Annotated in this window: 16 protein-coding genes and 1 pseudogene; 14 read left to right on the plus strand and 3 right to left on the minus strand. The window is 71.7% G+C overall.

What is annotated here, in order from left to right; genetic code table 11:
* The first annotated feature begins 41 nt into the window (after positions 1 to 41).
* Positions 42 to 1,625 carry an acyl-CoA mutase large subunit family protein gene (locus ACTVZO_RS25800; protein ID WP_443300620.1) on the plus strand — a complete coding sequence of 528 codons (1,584 nt, stop codon included), beginning with the start codon at positions 42 to 44 and terminating at the stop codon, positions 1,623 to 1,625.
* Positions 1,626 to 1,669: 44 nt separating this feature from the next.
* The gene (gene leuE / locus ACTVZO_RS25805; RefSeq protein WP_443300621.1) at positions 1,670 to 2,320 is read left to right on the plus strand and encodes a leucine efflux protein LeuE; all 651 of its coding nucleotides are present in this window, start codon (positions 1,670 to 1,672) and stop codon (positions 2,318 to 2,320) included.
* 17 nt (positions 2,321 to 2,337) lie between these two features.
* On the opposite strand, the gene ACTVZO_RS25810 is transcribed toward leuE, so the two are convergent.
* Both ACTVZO_RS25810 and ACTVZO_RS25815 read right to left on the minus strand, forming a co-directional pair.
* Positions 2,338 to 3,672: a polysialyltransferase family glycosyltransferase gene (locus ACTVZO_RS25810; protein WP_443300622.1), complete on the minus strand. Its 1,335-nt coding sequence runs from the start codon at positions 3,670 to 3,672 to the stop codon at positions 2,338 to 2,340.
* Entirely contained in the window at positions 3,672 to 4,655 is a 984-nt protein-coding gene (locus tag ACTVZO_RS25815) for a glycosyltransferase family 2 protein (RefSeq protein WP_443300623.1), read from the minus strand. Before ACTVZO_RS25815 ends, ACTVZO_RS25810 begins: the two co-directional genes overlap by 1 nt.
* A 176-nt stretch (positions 4,656 to 4,831) precedes the next feature.
* Here ACTVZO_RS25815 and ACTVZO_RS25820 point away from each other — a divergent pair, with 176 nt between their 5' ends.
* The 12 genes and pseudogenes from ACTVZO_RS25820 to ACTVZO_RS25875 all read left to right on the plus strand — a co-directional run bounded on the left by ACTVZO_RS25820 (position 4,832) and on the right by ACTVZO_RS25875 (position 18,407).
* A complete protein-coding gene (locus ACTVZO_RS25820) occupies positions 4,832 to 6,133 on the plus strand; it encodes a DUF6716 putative glycosyltransferase (protein ID WP_443300624.1) in 1,302 nt (433 codons plus the stop codon).
* Positions 6,130 to 6,498 (plus strand): annotated as a pseudogene (locus ACTVZO_RS25825) (cytidylyltransferase domain-containing protein); the annotation flags it as partial. The gene ACTVZO_RS25820 and the pseudogene ACTVZO_RS25825, both read left to right, overlap by 4 nt.
* Before the next feature lie 441 nt (positions 6,499 to 6,939).
* Entirely contained in the window at positions 6,940 to 7,848 is a 909-nt protein-coding gene (locus ACTVZO_RS25830) for an N-acetylneuraminate synthase family protein (RefSeq protein WP_443303267.1), read from the plus strand.
* Between the two features lie 44 nt (positions 7,849 to 7,892).
* Entirely contained in the window at positions 7,893 to 9,146 is a 1,254-nt protein-coding gene (locus ACTVZO_RS25835; protein ID WP_443300625.1) for a hypothetical protein, read from the plus strand.
* Between the two features lie 137 nt (positions 9,147 to 9,283).
* Positions 9,284 to 10,588, plus strand: a complete 1,305-nt coding sequence (locus tag ACTVZO_RS25840; protein ID WP_443303268.1) for an amidohydrolase — start codon at positions 9,284 to 9,286, stop codon at positions 10,586 to 10,588.
* Between the two features lie 232 nt (positions 10,589 to 10,820).
* Positions 10,821 to 11,873, plus strand: a complete 1,053-nt coding sequence (locus ACTVZO_RS25845; RefSeq protein ID WP_443300626.1) for a BMP family lipoprotein — start codon at positions 10,821 to 10,823, stop codon at positions 11,871 to 11,873.
* A gap of 159 nt (positions 11,874 to 12,032) precedes the next feature.
* Positions 12,033 to 13,775, plus strand: a complete 1,743-nt coding sequence (locus ACTVZO_RS25850; protein WP_443300627.1) for an ABC transporter ATP-binding protein — start codon at positions 12,033 to 12,035, stop codon at positions 13,773 to 13,775.
* Entirely contained in the window at positions 13,772 to 14,887 is a 1,116-nt protein-coding gene (locus ACTVZO_RS25855) for an ABC transporter permease (RefSeq protein WP_443300628.1), read from the plus strand. The genes ACTVZO_RS25850 and ACTVZO_RS25855 overlap by 4 nt, the downstream gene beginning before the upstream one ends.
* Positions 14,884 to 16,146 (plus strand): ABC transporter permease, encoded by a 1,263-nt coding sequence (locus tag ACTVZO_RS25860; protein WP_443300629.1) that lies wholly within the window; start codon positions 14,884 to 14,886, stop codon positions 16,144 to 16,146. Before ACTVZO_RS25855 ends, ACTVZO_RS25860 begins: the two co-directional genes overlap by 4 nt.
* Complete coding sequence (locus ACTVZO_RS25865) at positions 16,143 to 16,541, plus strand: cytidine deaminase (protein WP_443300630.1); 399 nt, start codon at positions 16,143 to 16,145, stop codon at positions 16,539 to 16,541. The genes ACTVZO_RS25860 and ACTVZO_RS25865 overlap by 4 nt, the downstream gene beginning before the upstream one ends.
* 89 nt (positions 16,542 to 16,630) lie before the next feature.
* Positions 16,631 to 17,908 (plus strand): thymidine phosphorylase, encoded by a 1,278-nt coding sequence (locus ACTVZO_RS25870; RefSeq protein WP_384216625.1) that lies wholly within the window; start codon positions 16,631 to 16,633, stop codon positions 17,906 to 17,908.
* A 163-nt stretch (positions 17,909 to 18,071) separates the two neighbouring features.
* Positions 18,072 to 18,407, plus strand: a complete 336-nt coding sequence (locus ACTVZO_RS25875; protein WP_443300631.1) for an STAS domain-containing protein — start codon at positions 18,072 to 18,074, stop codon at positions 18,405 to 18,407.
* On the opposite strand, the gene ACTVZO_RS25880 is transcribed toward ACTVZO_RS25875, so the two are convergent.
* Positions 18,303 to 19,301, minus strand: coding sequence for a sigma-70 family RNA polymerase sigma factor (locus ACTVZO_RS25880; protein ID WP_443300632.1), 999 nt, complete (start codon positions 19,299 to 19,301; stop codon positions 18,303 to 18,305). The genes ACTVZO_RS25875 and ACTVZO_RS25880 overlap by 105 nt on opposite strands.
* Between the last annotated feature and the right edge of the window lie 21 nt (positions 19,302 to 19,322).

Genomic DNA, 19,322 nt, shown 5'->3' on the forward strand with positions numbered 1-19,322 from the left:
ACCAGTCCCGGGCCCGGTTGCTCCACGGAGGTCTTCGCCACATGGCACGCACGGAGAGCGGCATTCCGATCGAACCCGTCTACGGACCCGCCGACCTGACGGGGTGGATCCCGCGGTTCGAGCTGGGCGAGCCGGGGGATTTCCCGTACACCAGGGGGATTTATCCGACCATGTACACCGGTCGGCCCTGGACCATGCGGCAGTACGCCGGCTTCGGCACGGCCGCCGAGTCCAACGCCCGCTACCGGCAGCTCATCGAGGGCGGCGGGACCGGGCTGTCCGTCGCCTTCGACCTGCCGACGCAGATGGGCCACGACTCCGACGCGCCCCTCGCGCACGGCGAGGTCGGCAAGGTCGGGGTGGCCGTCGACTCCCTCGACGACATGCGGACGCTGTTCGACGGGATCCCCCTCGACCGGGTCTCGACCTCCATGACCATCAACGCCCCCGCCGCGCTGCTCCTGCTGCTCTACCAACTCGTCGCGGAGGAACAGGGCATCTCGGGCGCGCAGCTGACGGGCACCGTCCAGAACGACGTGCTGAAGGAGTACATCGCGCGCGGGACGTACATCTTCCCGCCCGGGCCCTCGCTGCGGCTCACGGCCGACACCTTCCGCTACTGCCGGGCCGAGATCCCCAAGTGGAACACCATCTCCATCTCCGGCTACCACATGGCCGAAGCGGGTGCCTCGCCCGTGCAGGAGGTGGCCTTCACCCTCGCCGACGGCATCGCGTACGTCCGTACGGCCCTCGAAGCCGGGATGGCGGTCGACGAGTTCGCGCCCCGGCTCTCCTTCTTCTTCGTCGCCCGCACCACCCTGCTCGAGGAGGTGGCGAAGTTCCGCGCGGCCCGGCGGATCTGGGCCCGGGTCATGCGCGAGGAGTTCGGCGCGCGGAACCCGAAGTCGCTGATGCTGCGCTTCCACACCCAGACGGCCGGGGTCCAGCTGACGGCGCAGCAGCCCGAGCTGAACCTCGTACGGGTGGCCGTGCAGGCGCTGGCCGCCGTACTGGGCGGCACGCAGTCGCTGCACACCAACTCCTTCGACGAGGCGATCGCACTGCCCACGGAGAAGTCGGCCCGCCTCGCGCTGCGCACCCAGCAGGTCCTCGCGCACGAGACGGACGTGCCGCACACCGTGGATCCCTTCGCAGGGTCGTACGCCGTGGAGCGGATGACGGACGACCTGGAGGCGGCCGCGCTCGACCTGATGGGGCAGGTCGAGGCCCGGGGCGGTGCGGTGGCCGCCATCGAGGCCGGGTTCCAGAAGGCGGAGATCGAGCGGAACGCCTACCGCATCGCGCGGGAGACCGACGGCGGGGAGCGGGTGGTGGTCGGGGTCAACCGCTTCGCCCTGGAGCGGGAGGAGCCGTACGAGCCGCTGCGCGTGGACCCCGGGATCGAGGCGCGGCAGCGCGCGGCCCTGGCCCGGCTGCGCGCGGAACGGGACGCGGAGGCGGTGGGGGCGGCGCTGGCCCGGCTGCGGGAGGCGGCCGCGCAGCCGACGGCGAACGTGCTCTACCCGATGAAGGAGGCGCTGCGGGCACGGGCGACGGTGGGGGAGGTGTGCGGGGCGCTGCGCGAGGTGTGGGGCACCTACACCCCGGCCGGTTCCACCTGGTGACACCGCTCTTCTGACAGGTGCGTCCTTATGGGACACTCCTGCGCATGCTGGGTGTGACAGATCTTCCGACCTATCTCGCCGGCCTGGTGCTGATCGTTCTGCTGCCGGGGCCGAACTCGCTCTACGTGCTGTCCGTCGCCGCGCGCCGCGGGGTGAAGGAGGGCTACAAGGCCGCCTGCGGGGTGTTCACCGGGGACACCGTGCTGATGGTGCTGACCGCGGCGGGCGCGGGAGCGCTGCTCCAGGCGAGTCCGCTGCTGGTCACCGTGGTCAAGTTCCTCGGCGCCGGGTACCTGGCGTGGCTGGCCGTGGGGATGATGCGGGCCGCCTGGGGGATGTGGCGCGACCGCAGGGCGCGGCAGGAGGAGCTGCTCACCGGCGCGGAGCCGGCCGGCGGCATGGAGCGGCCGTACCGGCGGGCGCTGGTGGTGAGCCTGTTCAACCCGAAGGCGATCCTGTTCCTGCTGTCCTTCTTCGTGCAGTTCGTGGATCCCGGGTACGCCTACCCCGCGCTGTCGTTCCTGCTGCTGGGCACGCTGTCCCAGCTGGCGAGCTTCCTGTACCTGTCGACGCTCATCTTCACCGGGACCCGGCTGTCCGCCGCGTTCCGCCGCCGCAAGCGGCTGTCGGCCGGGGCCACCTCGGCGGCGGGCGTGCTGTTCCTCGGGTTCGCGGCCAAGCTCGCCGTCGGCTGAGACCGGGGAGACCGGACTCAGCGCAGGACGCGGCGCAGCCGCCGGGCCATGCGCCGCACCGCCCGGCTGCGCGGCAGGAAGGACAGCTGGGCGGGGATGCCGCCCGGCAGGCCGAGCGCGGTGAGCCGGCGGCGGGTGAAGTACCGCCAGGTGCGGTCGGTCAGGTGCCGGGACAGGTAGGCCTCGGCCACCGGCCGCCGCGCGGCGAGGATCTGCGGCTGCATGGTGAACCCGACCGCCGTCAGCAGCCCGGCGGGCTCGGCGCGGACCTGCTCCGGCGTCGGCGGAGTCCAGGCGCGTACGGCGTCCGCGTCGGCCAGGTCGGGGAGCAGGGCGTCCACCAGGGCCAGCGGTACGCGGTTGCTGTTGGGGTACGGGGCGAGGCGGGCCAGTATGGCGTCCGTGCCGGTCCGCGCCACCGGGAGCCCGTACAGCGTGGCGGCGGTCAGCAGCCCGGTGGAGAAGCAGCCGGCGACCAGGGCCGGGCGCAGCCGCTGGTAGAGGGTCTCGGCCAGGAACGGCGTGTCGACCACCGTCATCCGGGCCCCGAGCCGCTCGGCCTCCTCCTCCGCACGGCGGGAGTAGGCGGCCGGGGCGCTGGGGTGCGGTTTGAAGACCAGCTCGGTGTGGCCCAGGGCGTGCGCGCCGCGGACCATCGAGACGTGCAGCTCCTCCTCCTGCTCCGGGCTCATGAGGTCGAGCGCCGAGAGGTACTGGCCGAGCAGGAGGGCGGGGGACTCCCCGACGCCGTCCAAGGCGGTGTCCTGCGAGGGCAGCTCCGCCAGCACCTTCAGGAACGCCTCCGACGGCACCAGTTCGACCCGTACCCCGAACTCGGTCAGGAGCAGCGGCTCCAGCCCGGGTACGAGGTCCAGGTGCAGGACGCGTCGCACGCGCATCCCGAGCTGCGGGTCGAGGCGGATGCGCGTGGGGCCGTAGCTCATCAGGCCGTCGGCGTACACGTCGACGGCGGCGCCGGGGAAGATCCGGCACAGGGCCTGGGCGGGCGGCACCTGGAGGGACTCCACGATCAGTTCGACGCGGCCGTCGCCGAGGCCCCACAGGGCGCGCAGCTGCCGTTCCCACAGCGGGACGTCCTCCGCGCGCGGGTTCCAGGTGCTCGGGTGCTGCGGTTCGATGACGCGGTTCCAGTCGATGACCTCGTCGAAGCGGGGGCGCAGGGCCTCGAAGCCGGGCATGTCCGCCACCCCGGGGCCGACCTCGGCGGTGACGGAGTGGTTGCTGGTCAGCAGGATCCGGCGGCTGGAGGCCGGGAAGACTCCGGCGTCGATGCCGGCGGCGAGGGTGGCAGCTCCGTAGAGGGTGGAGGCCAGGAAGAGCTGGGTGGGCATCAGGCGTTCGCCCCCGGGGCGGTCGTGCGACGGCGGCCGCGCACGCGGCGCAGCAGGGCGGAGCGCTCCACGTCCATCGAGTCCAGGACCAGGTCGAGCACGTCCTGCGGCATGCGGCCGAGCGCGTCCGTGCTCATGGAGCGGAGTTTTCTGGCCACGTCCGGTTCGAACCTCTCGATGGATCCGAAATGATGCGCGATAATCGCGCAATACGTGCGGACGGCTTTCGGGAGCAGCAGATCGGATTCTACGTCCGCGGCGGTATCCGAGAGCACCTGATCAAATGCGCGAATGAAATCGAGCTGCCGTTCGTCGCCGATCTGCGTCAAAGAGGTGGCAACCCCGCGCCGGTAGAAGATTCCGGGCATTCCGACCGCGGCGAAGGATTCCGCCTCCCGGTGCAGCCGCCAGATCCACGGCCGGTCCTCCGCCGTCCGCAGCCCGTGGGTGAAGTGCAGCAGCCCGCGGTCCAGCAGTCGCCGGTGGTACATCCCGGCCCAGGCGTACGGGTAGTCCACCGAGGTGGCCCGGTCGGCGGGCAGGATCGCGGTGCGCGGATCGGCGACGACCGCCTCCGGGCCGTAGGGGACGCGCTGCACGGTCCGCGACCTGCCGGTGCACTTCACATGATCGGTGCGGACGAAATCGCAGTTCAGGGCCTCTATGGCGGCCAGGGTCCGGGCCAGGTGGCCCGGGGCCAGCCAGTCGTCCCCGTCCAGGAAGGCGAGGTACTCGCCGTTCGCCGCGTCCAGGCCGGTGTTCCGGGCGGTGGCCAGGCCGCCGTTGCGCCCGTGTCTGAGGTGCACCGCCCCGGGCAGCTCGCGCGCCGCCCGCTCGAGCAGGCCGGGGGTCCCGTCCGTCGAACAGTCGTCGACGAGGAGGAACTCGAAATCGTCCCGGGCATTGAGTTCGAGACTCTTCAGGGCATCTGGTGCATATGTCTGCACGTTGTAGAACGGCACGACAACAGAGAGCTTGGGCACCCGTGAGACATTAGGACGCCGCCCGGCATTCACTGTGGCCCCGACGCGGATTCCATGTGAACGGCGCGCGGCGGGCGCGTTAACCCGCGCGCTTTCGCATTCCGTCGACGCGTTGTTAACCCGCTGTTGTGCGTTCGTTGGGCCGATCACCGAATTCGCGGAATAGCTTCTGCCGCGTGCCAGAACGCAAACGCGTCGCCGTTATCGCCGATTCCGACACGCGATGGAAATGGGGCGCACTCACCGCCCGCCGTCTCGTGCCCGACCACCAGCTCGCCGGATTCCTGCTGCGCGGACGCGCCACACCCACCGCGCGCCAGCTCGGCGAGGTGGGCGTCCAGGGCGACCGGCCGGCCGAGGTGACCTGCGCGGAGTTCCTGGCCGAGATCGGCCGGGAGCGCTACGACGTGGTCGTCCTCGCCCTGGTCGGCGGAGCCGTCCAGGCCGTCCTGCACGGGGCCCGCGCCCTGTGGCCCGAGCCGGCCGGCCGCCCCGTCCTCGTCACCGGGTACGTGGGCGTCGTCTACGAGAAGCTCGCCGACGGCCTGCTGCTGCGGCACGGAGCCGACCTCGTGCTGGCCAACTCCCGCCACGACGCGGAGCGGTTCCGGGCCGTGTACGAGGGGGTCGGCGCGGACCCGGGCGCCGTCACCGAGACCGCGCTGCCCTTCCTCGGCGGGGCGCCGTACGCGCCGGCCGGACCGCGGACCCACACGGTCGTCTTCGCCGTCCAGCCCTCCGTGCCCGACAGCCGTGCCGACCGCACCTACCTGCTGGAGCGGGCGGCCGGGCACGCGCGGCTGCACCCGGACCGCGAAGTGCTGATCAAGCTGCGCAGCCGCCCCGGCGAGCACACCACGCACCTGGAGGAGCAGCCCTACCAGCGGCTCGCCGCCAAACTCCCCGGCGGGCTCCCGCCCAACTGCCGCCTGGTGTACGGGAACATGGGCGAGGTCCTGGACGGCACCGACCTGCTGGTCACCGTCTCCTCCACCGCCGCCCTGGAGTCCCTGCACCGCTCCGTCCCGACGGCCGTCCTCACCGACCTCGGCATCCGCGAGGCCCTCGGCAACCACCACTTCCTGGGCTCCGGCTGCCTGGCCTCCTGGGACCAGCTCGACGCCGGCCTGCTCCCGCGGGCCGACGCGGGCTGGCTGGCGGCCCAGGGGGTCACCGGAGCCGGGGACCCCTACGCGGCCGCCCGGGCGAAGGCCGCCGCGCTGCTGGCCGAGCCCGTCCTGCCGTCGCCCGACCCGTACTACACGCTCACCACCGCACCCCGGTACCTGCCCGGGATCCTCGCCCGGCAGCACCTCGCGCCCGACGGCACCCCGCTGCCCGGCGCGGTGCGCGAGACGGCGGGACAGTCCCGCCTGCGCCGCAGGCTCCGCGCCCATCTGCGCGACGCCGCCCGCGGGGCCTACCGGCACGGAGTGCAGCGCGTGGCCCCCGTGATCCGCCGGATGGGGGAGCTGTGAGCCCCCGCGTCCTCGCCGTCATCCCGGCGCGCGGCGGCTCCAAGGGGGTCCCCGGCAAGAACCTCGCCGAGGTCGCCGGCACCCCGCTCGTCGCCCGCGCCGTCCGGGCCTGCCTCGCCGCGCCGACCGTCACCGACGTGGTGGTCTCCACCGACGCCGCAGGCATCGCGGCCGCCGCCCGCGCCGCGGGCGCCGGTGTGATCACCCGCCCCACCGCGATCTCCGGCGACACCGCGAGCAGCGAGGCCGCCCTCCTGCACGCCCTCACCGCCTTCGAGGAACTGCACTCCGTCTCCGTGGACGTGGTCCTCCTCGTCCAGTGCACCAGCCCCTTCCTGGCCGCCTCCGACGTCGAGGCGGTGGCCGCGGCCGTCGCCTGCGGCGCCGCCGACTCGGCCCTGACCGTGGCCCCCTTCCACGGCTTCCTCTGGCGGGAGGACCCCGACGGCTTCGGCACCGGGGTCAACCACGAGACGGCGTACCGCCCCCGCCGCCAGAACCGGCCCCAGGACCTGCTGGAGACCGGCGCCGCCTACGCCATGGACGCCGCCGGCTTCCGCACCGCCCGCCACCGCTTCTTCGGACGCACGCTCCCCGTCGCCACCGACCCCGCGCGGGTCCTGGAGATCGACGACCCGCACGACCTGGAGCGCGCCCGCCTGCTCGCCCCCCTCCTCGACGTACGACCCGACCCGCAGCCCACACCCCACGCGACACCCGCCACACCTCACGCCACACCCGCCACACCCCACGCCGCACCCGAAACACCCGCTCTCGTACCCCCGCACCGAAGGACGTCACCTGTCATGACCGCCTCCCCCAACACCCGCCTCCGTACCTTCGGATCGCGCACCGCGGGCCCCGGCCGGCCCGTGTACGTCGTCGGCGAGATCGGCATCAACCACAACGGCGACCTCGGCAACGCCTTCGCCCTGATCGACGCCGCCGCCGAAGCCGGCTGCGACGCCGTGAAGTTCCAGAAGCGCACCCCCGAGATCTGCACCCCCCGCGACCAGTGGGACATCGAGCGCGACACCCCCTGGGGCCGCATGACCTACATCGACTACCGCCACAAGGTGGAGTTCGGCGAGGACGAGTACCGAGCCATCGACGAGCACTGCGCCGCCCGCGGCATCGACTGGTTCGCCTCCCCGTGGGACACCGAGGCCGTCGCGTTCCTGGAGAAGTTCGACCTCCCCGCCCACAAGGTGGCCTCCGCCTCGCTGACCGACGACGAGCTGCTGCGCGCCCTGCGCGCCACCGGCCGCACCGTCGTCCTGTCCACCGGCATGTCCACCCCGAGGCAGATCCGCCACGCGGTGGAGGTGCTCGGCAGCGACAACATCCTTCTCTGCCACGCCACTTCGACGTACCCGGCCAAGGCCGAGGAGCTCAACCTGCGGGTCATCAACACCCTCCAGGAGGAGTACCCCAACGTTCCGATCGGCTACTCCGGCCACGAGACGGGCCTGCAGACCACCCTGGCCGCCGTCGCCCTCGGCGCCGCCTTCGTCGAGCGCCACATCACCCTCGACCGCGCGATGTGGGGATCCGACCAGGCCGCCTCCGTCGAGCCCGGCGGCCTCGCCCGCCTGGTCCGCGACATCCGCACCATCGAGACCGCCCTCGGCGACGGCGTCAAGCGCGTCTACGAGTCCGAGCTCGGCCCCATGAAGAAGCTCCGCCGCGTGCAGGGCGAGCTCGCGGCCGTCTGATCCGCGGTCCGCCCGGCGGTCCACCCTGAGATGAGGAGTACGCGGTGACCCCTTCCGGCCCCACGCTGGCGTTCGTCGAGAGCCCGGTCCAACTGCTCAACGTGCTGGAGTGGATCCACGCGCGCGGCGCCGCCCCGGCGGACGGCCGTCCGCTGCTCGACGGCGTGCCCAGCCAGCTCCGCGGCGCGGGCCCCGCGCAGGGCGGCGGGCCGCAGGGGGTCTCCGCCGGAGCCGCTTCCCCCGGAGCCGCCCCGGCCGCCGCCGGCGGTTCCGGTCCGGTTCCGGCCGCCGCCGCCGGCGCCGCGGGGCCGGTCCGGATCGTCGTACTGCCGCCCACCGACCCCATGTCCCGCGGCCAGCTGCGCCGGATGGCGGCGCTCGCCCGCGACGAGGGCCACGAGGTCCGCTGGCAGGAGGCGCGCGGCGGCCGGCTCGCACCGCTGAAGGCGCTCGCCGCCCTGGCGGGCGACGTGCGCGCGGCGCACACGGTCGTGGTGGGCGACCCCTTCTCCCGCTACGTCCAGCTGCTGCTCACCCTGGTACGGGCCGAGCGGCTCGTGGTGGTCGACGACGGCACCGCCACGATGGAGTTCATCGCCCAGACCGCCCGCGGCGAGCGCCTGGTGCGCTGGCACCGGGTCGGCGGCGGCGGGCTCGCGGGCCGGGTCCGCGAACTGGCGTACGCACCGGTCTCGGCGACCGCCCGGCGCCGCTTCACGGCCGTCAAGGCCACCGGCGCGAAGGCGGCCCGGCGCGTCGAGGTGTTCACCTCGATGCCCGTGACCGCCCACGGCGCCATGACGCTGAGGGTCAACGACTTCGCCTGGACCCGGGCCCGCTTCGGCCCGCCGCGCCTGACCAAGGGCACCGACCTGGTCGGCACCTCGCTCGTGGAGACGGGCGTGGTGGATCCGGCCTGCTACCTGGACGCGGTGCGCACCCTGACCCGTGTGCACGGCGCCACCCGCTACTTCGCGCACCGCCGGGAGTCCCCGGAGAAGCTGCGCGCGCTGAGCGAGGCGACGGGGCTGGAGATCGTGCGTCCCGACCTGCCGCTGGAGCTCATCGCACGGCGCGGTCCGGTCGGCCGCACCATCGTCAGCTTTCCGTCCACCGTCGTCCACACCCTGCCGTACGCGCTCACCGGCACCGGTGTGACCGTGGCCGTATGCGATATCGACCCCGACTGGCTCACCGGGTCCGCCTCGCCGCGCGCCCGCGGCTTCCTCGCGGGGGTCACCGACAGCGCCCGCGATGTGCGCAGACTGCCCGCTCAGGCGGCTCCCGCGGCCGGATGAGCGGGCGAGTGTACCCCCGGGCGCAACCGGTCATGCGTCCAGAGGCCGGGTTTCTTTCCCCTAACGGCATGAACTTTTCGTGATCCTCAGCCAGTTGGGCCATTGGTGCGCCTACCCTTCAACAGGTGAACCAGTTGATGTCCCGCGAGTCCCAGACCGCCCAGCCCGCCGTGTCCGAGCGGCCCGAGCTGCCCGGCAAGCTTCCGGACCACCTGCGTGCCGAACTGATCGCCTTCCGCCGGGACTTGCACATGCACCCGGAGCTCGGACACCAGGAATTCCGCACCACGGCGGCGATCAAGGCCCGGCTCGAGAAAGCCGGCCTGCGCCCTCGGGTGCTGAAGTCCGGAACCGGCTTGATCTGTGACGTGGGCACCTGGGAGCCGGAAGGGGCGCGCAGCGCGTTCGAAGGCGGCGCCGGCGGGCGGCGGACGGGCGTCCGGCCGATGCTGGCCCTGCGCGCGGACATCGACGCCCTGCCCATCCCGGACGCCAAGACGCACGTCTCGTACCGCTCGACCTTCCCGGACCGCGCCCACGCCTGCGGGCACGACGTGCACACCGCGATCGTGCTCGGCGCCGGACTGGTCCTCGCCGAGCTCGACCGCCAGGGTCTGCTGCCCCGCCCCGTGCGGCTGCTCTTCCAGCCGGCCGAGGAGGTGCTCCCGGGCGGGGCGACCGAGGCCATCGAGTCCGGGGTGCTGGACGGCGTGGGCAAGATGATCGCCGTGCACTGCGACCCCCGGGTCGACGCTGGGCGGATCGGGCTGCGGCCGGGCCCCATCACCTCCGCCTGCGACCGGCTGGAGGTCACCCTCTCCGGCTCCGGCGGGCACACCGCGCGCCCGCACCTGACCACCGACCTGGTGACCGCCGCCGCCCGGGTCGCCGTGGACGTCCCGGCGCTGCTGACCCGGCGGATGGACGCGCGCTCGGGGATGTCGGTCACCTGGGGCCGGATCGAGGCCGGGCACGCCTGCAACGTCATCCCGATGCACGCCGAGCTGTCCGGAACCGTACGGTGCCTGGACCTGAACGCCTGGCACGAGGCGCCGGACATGATCCACGCGGCCATCGACGAGGTCGCGACGATGCACGGGGCCAAGTTCGAGATCAACCACGTGCGCGGGGTGCCCCCGGTCGTCAACGACCCGGCGGTCACCGAACTGCTCCGCGAGGCGATGACGGTCCGCTGCGGTGCGGGCTCGGTCGAGGACACCGAGCAGAGCCTGGGCGGCGAGGACTTCTCCTGGTACCTGGAGCACGTCCCGGGCGCCATGGCCCGCCTCGGGGTCCGCCGGCCCGGCGACACCGCCAAGCACGACCTGCACCGGGGCGACTTCGACGTGGACGAGTCCGCGATCGCCGTCGGCGTCGAGTTCTTCACGGCCGCGGCCCTGCTGGACGCGCGGCGTACGGGGGTCGTCAGGGAACGGCCGTGAGCACGTCAGCCGCCCTTCCGGTACAGCATCCGCACTGAGCGCGGCGGAGGTGTCCAGCCCTTGGTACGCAAGGGCTGGGCGCAAGACCAGTTACCGATCGGTCACTGTCCGGTTCGCGACGATCCGATAACGACTCATGAACGGGCCTTTAACTGACATCTACGCGCGTTACGATCGCCGCGAAACCAGCGCCGGTCGTGGCGCTTCGGTCAGGTTTTGAAGGAGCCTCCCCTTGCGCCGGATCACCAGGATCGCCACCGTGGGCCTCGCGTCCGCCGCGCTGGCCCTCTCGGCCACCGCCTGTGGCGGTAAGAAGTCGTCGGACACCGGATCTTCGGACTCGAAGGAAGCCAGCGCCGCCATCGCGTACGACATCGGTGGCCGCGGCGACCAGTCGTTCAACGATGCCGCGTACGCCGGTCTGCAGAAGGCCGAGTCGGAGCTGAAGATCAAGGGCGCCGAGGCGGAGCCCACCGACGGCGAGGGCGAGGCCGACAAGGTCCAGCGCCTCACCGAGCTCGCCCGCAAGGGCAACAACCCGGTCATCGGCGTCGGTTTCGCGTACGCCCCGGCCATAAAGAAGGTCGCGCCGAAGTTCCCGGACACCACGTTCGGCATCATCGACGACACCTCGGTGACCGGCGCGAACATCGCCAACCTGGTCTTCAACGAGGAGCAGGGCTCCTACCTGGCCGGCGTCGCCGCCGCCAAGGTCTCCAAGACCGGCACGGTCGGCTTCATCGGCGGTGTCGAGGTTCCGCTGATCAAGAAGTTCGAGGCGGGCTTCACGCAGGGCGTCAAGGACACCAACCCGAACGCCAAGGTGCTCTCCCAGTACCTGACCCAGCCGCCGAACTTCGACGGTTTCGCCAAGCCCGACCTCGGCAAGGCCGCCGCGCAGGGTCAGCTCGACGCGGGCGCCGACGTGGTCTACGCCGCCGCCGGTCTGGCCGGCTCCGGTGCCATCGAGGCCGCCTCGGCCAAGGGCAAGTGGGCCATCGGCGTCGACTCCGACCAGTACAACCAGGCCGGTCTGGCGAAGTACAAGGACGCCATCCTGACCTCGGTCACCAAGGACGTCTCGGACTCCGTCTTCGACCTGATCAAGTCGGTCAAGGACGGCAAGCCGACCACCGGTGAGATCCGCTACGGCCTGGACAAGGACGGCGTCGGCCTGGCCGACTCCAACCCGAAGTACAAGGAGATGACCGACGTCATCGCCGCGGTGGAGAAGGCCAAGGCCGACATCATCGCCAAGAAGTTCGCCGTCAAGACCGCGTCGTAAGGCCGCTCCTGACAGTAGTTCTGGTCTCCGGGGTCCGGGAAGCGGTCTCTACCGCTCCCGGGCCCCGAGCCGCGTTCGTAAAATCCACACGCCAGTGTCGCTTGTGGCCGGTTGGCCTCAAGTTTTCACTTCCGACAGTGCTACGCGCGTAGAAGCATCGTGGACGCGATACTTTCACTCCCCGCCCTGTCCCCCTGCCTCCCGCTCCTTCCGCGCCAAGGAGAGTGCGTCATCAACGCGTCCAGCCCGCCCCCCGCCGTAGAACTGCACGGCATCACCAAGCGCTTCCCCGGCGTCGTCGCCAACAAGGACATCGCGATCACCGTCCGCAAGGGCACGGTCCATGCCTTGATCGGCGAGAACGGCGCCGGCAAGTCGACCCTGATGAAGATCCTCTACGGCATGCAGAAGCCGGATGAGGGCACCATCGCCATCGACGGGGAGCAGGTGTCCTTCAGCAGCCCCGGCGACGCCATCGCCCGCGGCATCGGCATGGTGCACCAGCACTTCATGCTCGCCGACAACCTCACCGTCCTGGAGAACGTGGTCCTCGGCGGCGAGAAGCTGTACGGCATCGGTGCCAAGGCCCGTAAGAAGATCCGGGAGATCTCGGACGCCTACGGCCTCGGCGTGCGTCCCGACGCCCTGGTCGAGGACCTGGGCGTCGCCGACCGCCAACGCGTGGAGATCCTCAAGGTCCTCTACCGCGGCGCCCGGATCCTCATCCTCGACGAGCCGACCGCCGTGCTCGTGCCGCAGGAAGTGGACGCGCTCTTCGACAACCTGCGCGAGCTCAAGGCCGAGGGCCTGACCGTCATCTTCATCTCGCACAAGCTGGGCGAGGTGCTGAAGGTCGCCGACGACATCACGGTCATCCGCCGCGGCACCACGGTCGGCACCGCCGATCCGAGGACGGCCACCACCAAGCAGCTCGCCGAGCTGATGGTCGGCGCCGAACTCCCCTCGCCCGAGACCCGCGAGTCCACGGTCACCACCACGCCGATGCTGGAGGTCAGGGGCCTGACCCTGGCCGAGACGGAGGTGCCGACCGCGCCCGTGGCCATGACCCCGGCCGACGGCGCGATCGATGACACCTACGTGCACGAGCACGTGCCCGTGGGCCGGCTGCTGCTGAACGACGTCAGCTTCACCATCCACAAGGGCGAGGTCCTCGGCATCGCCGGCGTCGAGGGCAACGGCCAGACCGAGCTGATCGAGGCCCTGATGGGCATGAGCACCCCCGACTCGGGCGTGATCAGGCTCGACGGCGCGGACATCACGCGCGAACCGGTGCGCAAGCGCCGCGTGGCCGGCATCGGCTACATCCCCGAGGACCGGCACCGGCACGGCCTGCTGCTGGAGTCCCCGCTCTGGGAGAACCGCATCCTGGGCCACGTCACCGAGGCGCCCAACTCCAAGCGCGGCATCCTCGACATCAAGGCGGCCCGCAAGGACACCGAGCGGATCGTGCGCGAGTACGACGTCCGCACGCCCGGCATCGAGGTCACCGCGGCCTCGCTCTCCGGCGGCAACCAGCAGAAGCTGATCGTCGGCCGCGAGATGAGCCACAACCCGAAGTTCCTGATCGCCGCCCACCCCACCCGCGGTGTGGACGTCGGCGCACAGGCGCAGATCTGGGACGCGATCCGCGAAGCCCGCCGCGAGGGCCTGGCCGTCCTGCTCATCTCCGCGGACCTGGACGAGCTCATCGGCCTGTCCGACACCCTGCGGGTGATCTACCGCGGCCGCCTGGTCGCGGACGCCGACCCCGCGACCGTCACCCCGGAGGAGCTCGGCACCGCCATGACCGGCGCCGCCTCGGGGCACCTGGAAGCAACCGACAACCACTCCGCCGCCGGTACCGAGCCCGGTTCCGCTGCACCGGAGGACGAGGCCCGATGAAGAAATTCGACAAGGACCGGCTGCTCCTCGGCTTGGCCGGGCCCGTGCTCGCCCTGGTCAGCGCCTTCCTGCTGACCGTGATCGTGCTGGCGGCGACGGGCATCGACCCGATCGAGCCGCTGCGCCTGATGGTGGAGAACGCCGGCTACGAGGACGTCCAGGTCCTCATCGTGAACCAGGCGGGCACGTACTACCTGGCGGCCCTGGCCGTGGCCATCGGCTTCCGGATGAACCTGTTCAACATCGGCGTCGACGGCCAGTACCGCCTCGCGGCGATGCTCTCCGCCGTGGTCGGTACGGCCGTGGCCCTGCCGGGCCCGCTGCACCTGCTGCTGATCATCCTCGTGGCCATGCTCGTCGGTGCCTCCTGGTCCGGCATCGCCGGTGTCCTCAAGGCCAAGCGCGGGGTGAGCGAGGTTGTTTCCACGATCATGCTGAACGCCATCGCGACCAGCCTGATCGCCTGGCTGCTGCTGCCGAAGAACCTCGGCGTCCAGCTCGAGGGCTCCAACGACCTCACGACCGGCGACATCGCCGAGTCGGGCTGGTTCCCGGCGGTGTCCCTGGGCGACGGTCTGGAGATCTACGGCTTCACCTTCGTGGCCTTCGCCCTCGGCATCGTCTACTGGTTCGTGCTCAACCGGACCCGCTTCGGCTTCGACCTGCGCGCCACCGGCGCCAGCGAGTCCGCCGCGCAGGCCTCCGGCGTCGACGCCAAGAAGATGATCATCACCTCGATGCTCATCTCCGGCGCGGTGGCCGGCCTCGCCGGCATGCCGCAGCTGCTGGGCGAGACGCACACCTACAACCTGGCCTTCCCGGTCGGTGTCGGCTTCACCGGCATCACCATCGCGCTGCTCGGCCGCAACAGCCCGGTCGGCATCCTCTTCGCCGCGTTCCTGATGGCCTTCATCGACAAGGCCTCGGCCTCGCTCGACCAGGCCGGGTACGCGAAGGAGATCGGCACGATCATGAAGGGCCTGATCGTCATCGCGGTCGTCGTCTCGTACGAACTCGTCCGCCGCTACGGCATCCGGCGCCAGCAGCAGAAGGTCGGCGAGGAGCTCGCCGCCGGGCACGCCATCAAGACCGACAAGGAGGTCGCGGCGTGAGCACCAGCACTGTCTCCGCGACGGCCGCCGCCCCGAAGTCCGGCGGCCGCAAGAAGCTCACCCTGCCCTGGATCCTGCTGATCATCGCGGGCGGCCTCGCGCTGGTCTCGCTGGTCCGCCTGATCTCCGGGGCCAACGACCTGACCTCCATCGGCCAGGTCTCCGGCGCCCTCTCCCTCGCCGTCCCGATCGGCCTCGCCGGCCTCGGCGGTCTGTGGGCCGAGCGCGCGGGCGTCGTCAACATCGGCCTCGAGGGCATGATGATCCTCGGCACCTGGTTCGGTGCCTGGGCCGGCTACCAGTGGGGTCCGTGGACCGGTGTGCTCGTCGGCATCGCCGGCGGCGCCCTCGGCGGCCTGCTGCACGCGATCATCACGGTGACCTTCAACGTCAACCACATCGTCTCCGGTGTGGCCATCAACATCCTGGCGCTGGGCTTCACCCAGTACCTGTCGAACTTCACCTTCGCCGAGGCCCCGGGCGGCTCCTCCAAGCAGTCCCCGCAGGTCGAACCGATCTACAAGATCACCGTGCCGGGGCTGTCCGACTGGATGGCCGACCTCCAGGGCAAGCACTGGTTCTTCGTCTCCGACCTCGCCGGCGTCATCGGCGGCCTGGTCACCGAGCTCTCGCTGCTGACCATCGTCGCCCTGCTGCTCATCCCGGGCACCTGGTGGGTGCTGTGGCGGACCACCTTCGGCCTGCGCCTGCGCTCCTGCGGTGAGAACCCCATCGCGGCGGAGTCCCTCGGCGTCAACGTCTACAAGTACAAGTACATCGCCGTGATCGTCTCCGGCGCCCTGGCGGGCCTCGGCGGCGTGTACCTCTCCGAGGTCGCCAGCCCCATCTACCAGGAGGGCCAGACCGGCGGCCGCGGCTACATCGGCCTCGCCGCCATGATCTTCGGCAACTGGATGCCGGGCGGCATGGCGCTGGGTGCGGGCCTGTTCGGCTTCATCGACAGCCTCAAGCTGCGCGGTGGCGCGACGAACGTCCACGCGATGCTGCTGCTGATCGCGATCCTGCTGGTGCTGGTCTGCGTCTGGCAGCTGTACAAGAAGAAGTACCTCCAGGCCGGCATCTCGGCGGTCTGCGCCGCGCTGCTGTTCCTCTGGTACGCGGTCACCGACTCGGTGCCCAGCCAGTTCGTGGACGCCGCCCCGTACGTGACCACCCTGCTGGTGCTCGCACTGTCGGCGCAGCGCCTGCGGATGCCGAAGGCGGACGGCATGCCGTACCGCAAGGGCCAGGGCAAGTGACGAGCGCGCCCGCCGTCGACTGGGAGGCCCTGCGCGAGGCCGCCCGGGACGCCATGTCCCGGGCCTACGCCCCGTACTCGGGCTTCCCGGTCGGTGTCGCGGCCCTGGTCGAGGACGGCAGGACCGTCGTCGGCTGCAACGTCGAGAACGCGAGCTACGGACTCAGCCTGTGCGCCGAGTGCGGCCTGGTGTCCTCCCTCCAGGCCACGGGCGGCGGCCGGCTGACGCACTTCACCTGCGTCGACGGCCGGGGCGAGATCCTCGTCCCGTGCGGCCGGTGCCGGCAGCTGCTCTTCGAATTCGGCGGACCGGAACTGCTGGTGGAGACCCCGAAGGGGGTCCTGCCGCTGGCGGAGATGCTGCCGCAGGCCTTCGGGCCCGACCACTTGAGATAGCCGTGCCGACGGCCCTCCGCCCTGCCGGGCGGAGGGCCGTCGTACTTCCGCAAACCCCTCTCTCTATGCGCGTAGAAGGAAGCACCAACATGGACGTCATCTCCGTCATCCGGACCAAGCGGGACCGCGGCGAGCTGAGCCCCGAGCAGATCGACTGGGTCATCGACGCGTACACCCGCGGTGTCGTCGCCGACGAGCAGATGTCGGCACTGGCGATGGCCATCCTGCTCAACGGGATGAACCGGACCGAGATCGCCCGCTGGACGGCGGCGATGATCGCCTCCGGCGAGCGCATGAACTTCGACTCCCTCTCCCGCCCCACCGCCGACAAGCACTCCACCGGCGGTGTCGGCGACAAGATCACGCTGCCGCTGGCCCCGCTCGTCGCCGCGTGCGGCGCCGCGGTGCCGCAGCTGTCCGGCCGCGGGCTCGGCCACACCGGCGGCACCCTGGACAAGCTGGAGTCCATCCCCGGCTGGCGCGCGCTGCTGTCCAACGAGGAGATGCTGCACGTCCTGGACACCACCGGCGCGGTCATCTGCGCGGCGGGCGACGGCCTGGCCCCGGCGGACAAGAAGCTCTACGCCCTGCGCGACGTGACCGGCACGGTCGAGGCCATCCCGCTGATCGCCTCCTCGATCATGTCGAAGAAGATCGCCGAGGGCACCGGCTCGCTCGTCCTCGACGTCAAGGTCGGCAGCGGCGCCTTCATGAAGAACATCGAGGACGCGCGCGAGCTGGCGCGGACCATGGTGGGCCTGGGCACCGACTCCGGCGTCAAGACCGTCGCCCTGCTCACCGACATGTCGACCCCGCTCGGCCTGACCGCCGGAAACGCGCTGGAGGTCCGCGAGTCGGTGGAGGTCCTCGCCGGCGGCGGCCCGGCCGACGTGGTCGAGCTGACCATCGCCCTGGCCAAGGAGATGCTGGACGCCGCGGGCATCAAGGACGCCGACCCGGCGAAGGCCCTGGCCGACGGCTCCGCGATGGACCACTGGCGCCGGATGATCGCGGCCCAGGGCGGCGACCCGGACGCGGCCCTGCCCGTGGCCCGCGAGCAGCACGTGGTCACCGCCTCGGCCTCGGGCGTCCTGACCCGCCTCGACGCCTACGCGGTGGGCGTCGGCGCCTGGCGCCTGGGCGCGGGCCGCGCCCGCAAGGAGGACCCGGTGCAGGCGGGCGCGGGCATCGAGCTCCACGCGAAGCCGGGCGACACGGTGACCGAGGGCCAGCCGCTGATGACCCTGCACACGGACACCCCGGAGAAGTTCGACTACGCCCTGGCCTCCCTGAAGGGCTCGTACGACGTCGCCCCGGCGGGTACGGCCTTCACCGCCACGCCGATCGTCCTGGACCGCATCGCCTGACCTGCGGCTTCCCTGACGCGCGAACGGGACCGGTGGACCCCCGCCGGTCCCGTTCGGCATGCCGGGACCGGCTCGTCCGCCGTGGGACCGGCTCGCCCGCCGCGGGACGCAGTGGGGGCCGGCGCGGCCGATGAGTTCCGCGCCGCGCCGGAGTCACCCTCGCATGGAGATCACCCGACTCGTCCTTCCCGGCCCGGCCCCGACCCCGCGGGACGTGACGCGGCTGTGCGCCCGGCTGGCCCGGCTGTACGAGGACGGGGCCGCGGCCGTGGAGTGCGACGCCGGGGCCGTCACCGCGCCGGGCCTGGCGGCCGTGGAGCTCCTGGCCCGGCTTCGGCTGACCGCCCGGGGCCGGCCGTACCGGGTGACCGGCGCCGGGCCCGCGCTACGGGCCCTACTGGGTCTCGTGGGCCTCGTCGAGCTGCTCGGGGAGACCGAAGAGGGGGAACCAGCGGGCGGTGTCCAGGAAGGCGTTGAGCCCGACGATCCTGCCCTCTGAGATCTCCATGACCTGGAGCGCCCACGGGGTGTGGCCCTTCCCGGAAGCCGCCGGCCGGTACTGGCCGAAGGCCGGCATCCCGTTCGCCGTCGTCGGGATCAGGCGGGAGCCCTTGCAGCCTATGCCCTGGTTCAGGTGCCAGGCCGCGATGTCCTCCCGGCCCCGCAGCCACAGGTCGAACGGCGGCATCGACAGCACCGCGTCCTCGTGCAGCAGCGCGGTGAGCCGCGAGATGTCGTACGCCTCGAAGGCGGACAGGTACTGCTCCAGCAGCTTCGCCTGGTCCGCGTCCAGCGGGTCCGCCGGATCGCTGTCGCGCACCCCGTGCGCGGCCATCGTGGCCCGGGCCCGCTGCAGCGCGCTGTTCACCGAGGCCACCGTGGTCTCCAGCAGCGCCGCGACCTCATCGGCCTTCCAGGCCAGCACCTCGCGCAGGATCAGCACCGCCCGCTGCTTCGCCGGCAGGTGCTGGAGGGCCGCGACGAACGCCAGCCGGACGGATTCCCTCGCCAGCGCCATCTCCGCCGGGTCGGCGGTCTGCGGAAGCACCCGGCCGTCCGGGACCGGCTCCAGCCAGGTCACCTCGGGCCGCTCGTTCAGCACGGCGGAGGCCTGGTGCTGCGGGGCGGTCAGGTCCATCGGCCGGGCCCGCTTGTTCCCCGCGTTCAGCAGGTCCAGGCAGACGTTGGTGGCGATCCGGTACAGCCACGACCGCAGCGAGGAGCGGCCCTCGAACTTCTCGAAGCTGCGCCAGGCACGGATGTACGTGTCCTGCACCGCGTCCTCGGCGTCGAAGGACGAGCCGAGCATCCGGTAGCAGTACCCCGTCAGCTCGACCCGGTAGCGGTCCAGCGCGGTGTCCAGGTCCGTCGGTGTGGTCGCGAGGTCACTCATGGCTGTCGTCGCCCCCAGGTA

Source organism: Streptomyces sp. IBSNAI002 (assembly GCF_052244475.1).
GTDB lineage: Bacteria > Actinomycetota > Actinomycetes > Streptomycetales > Streptomycetaceae > Streptomyces.

What these genes read in the sequence shown, in the direction of transcription:
- ACTVZO_RS25880 (WP_443300632.1), bottom strand. Translation starts at nt 19,301, where the DNA reads ATGAGTGACCTCGCGACCACACCGACGGACCTGGACACCGCGCTGGAC.
- ACTVZO_RS25800 (WP_443300620.1), top strand. Translation starts at nt 42, where the DNA reads ATGGCACGCACGGAGAGCGGCATTCCGATCGAACCCGTCTACGGACCC.
- ACTVZO_RS25830 (WP_443303267.1), top strand. Translation starts at nt 6,940, where the DNA reads ATGACCGCCTCCCCCAACACCCGCCTCCGTACCTTCGGATCGCGCACC.
- leuE (WP_443300621.1), top strand. Translation starts at nt 1,670, where the DNA reads ATGCTGGGTGTGACAGATCTTCCGACCTATCTCGCCGGCCTGGTGCTG.
- ACTVZO_RS25810 (WP_443300622.1), bottom strand. Translation starts at nt 3,672, where the DNA reads ATGCCCACCCAGCTCTTCCTGGCCTCCACCCTCTACGGAGCTGCCACC.
- ACTVZO_RS25870 (WP_384216625.1), top strand. Translation starts at nt 16,631, where the DNA reads ATGGACGTCATCTCCGTCATCCGGACCAAGCGGGACCGCGGCGAGCTG.
- ACTVZO_RS25875 (WP_443300631.1), top strand. Translation starts at nt 18,072, where the DNA reads ATGGAGATCACCCGACTCGTCCTTCCCGGCCCGGCCCCGACCCCGCGG.
- ACTVZO_RS25855 (WP_443300628.1), top strand. Translation starts at nt 13,772, where the DNA reads ATGAAGAAATTCGACAAGGACCGGCTGCTCCTCGGCTTGGCCGGGCCC.
- ACTVZO_RS25840 (WP_443303268.1), top strand. Translation starts at nt 9,284, where the DNA reads ATGTCCCGCGAGTCCCAGACCGCCCAGCCCGCCGTGTCCGAGCGGCCC.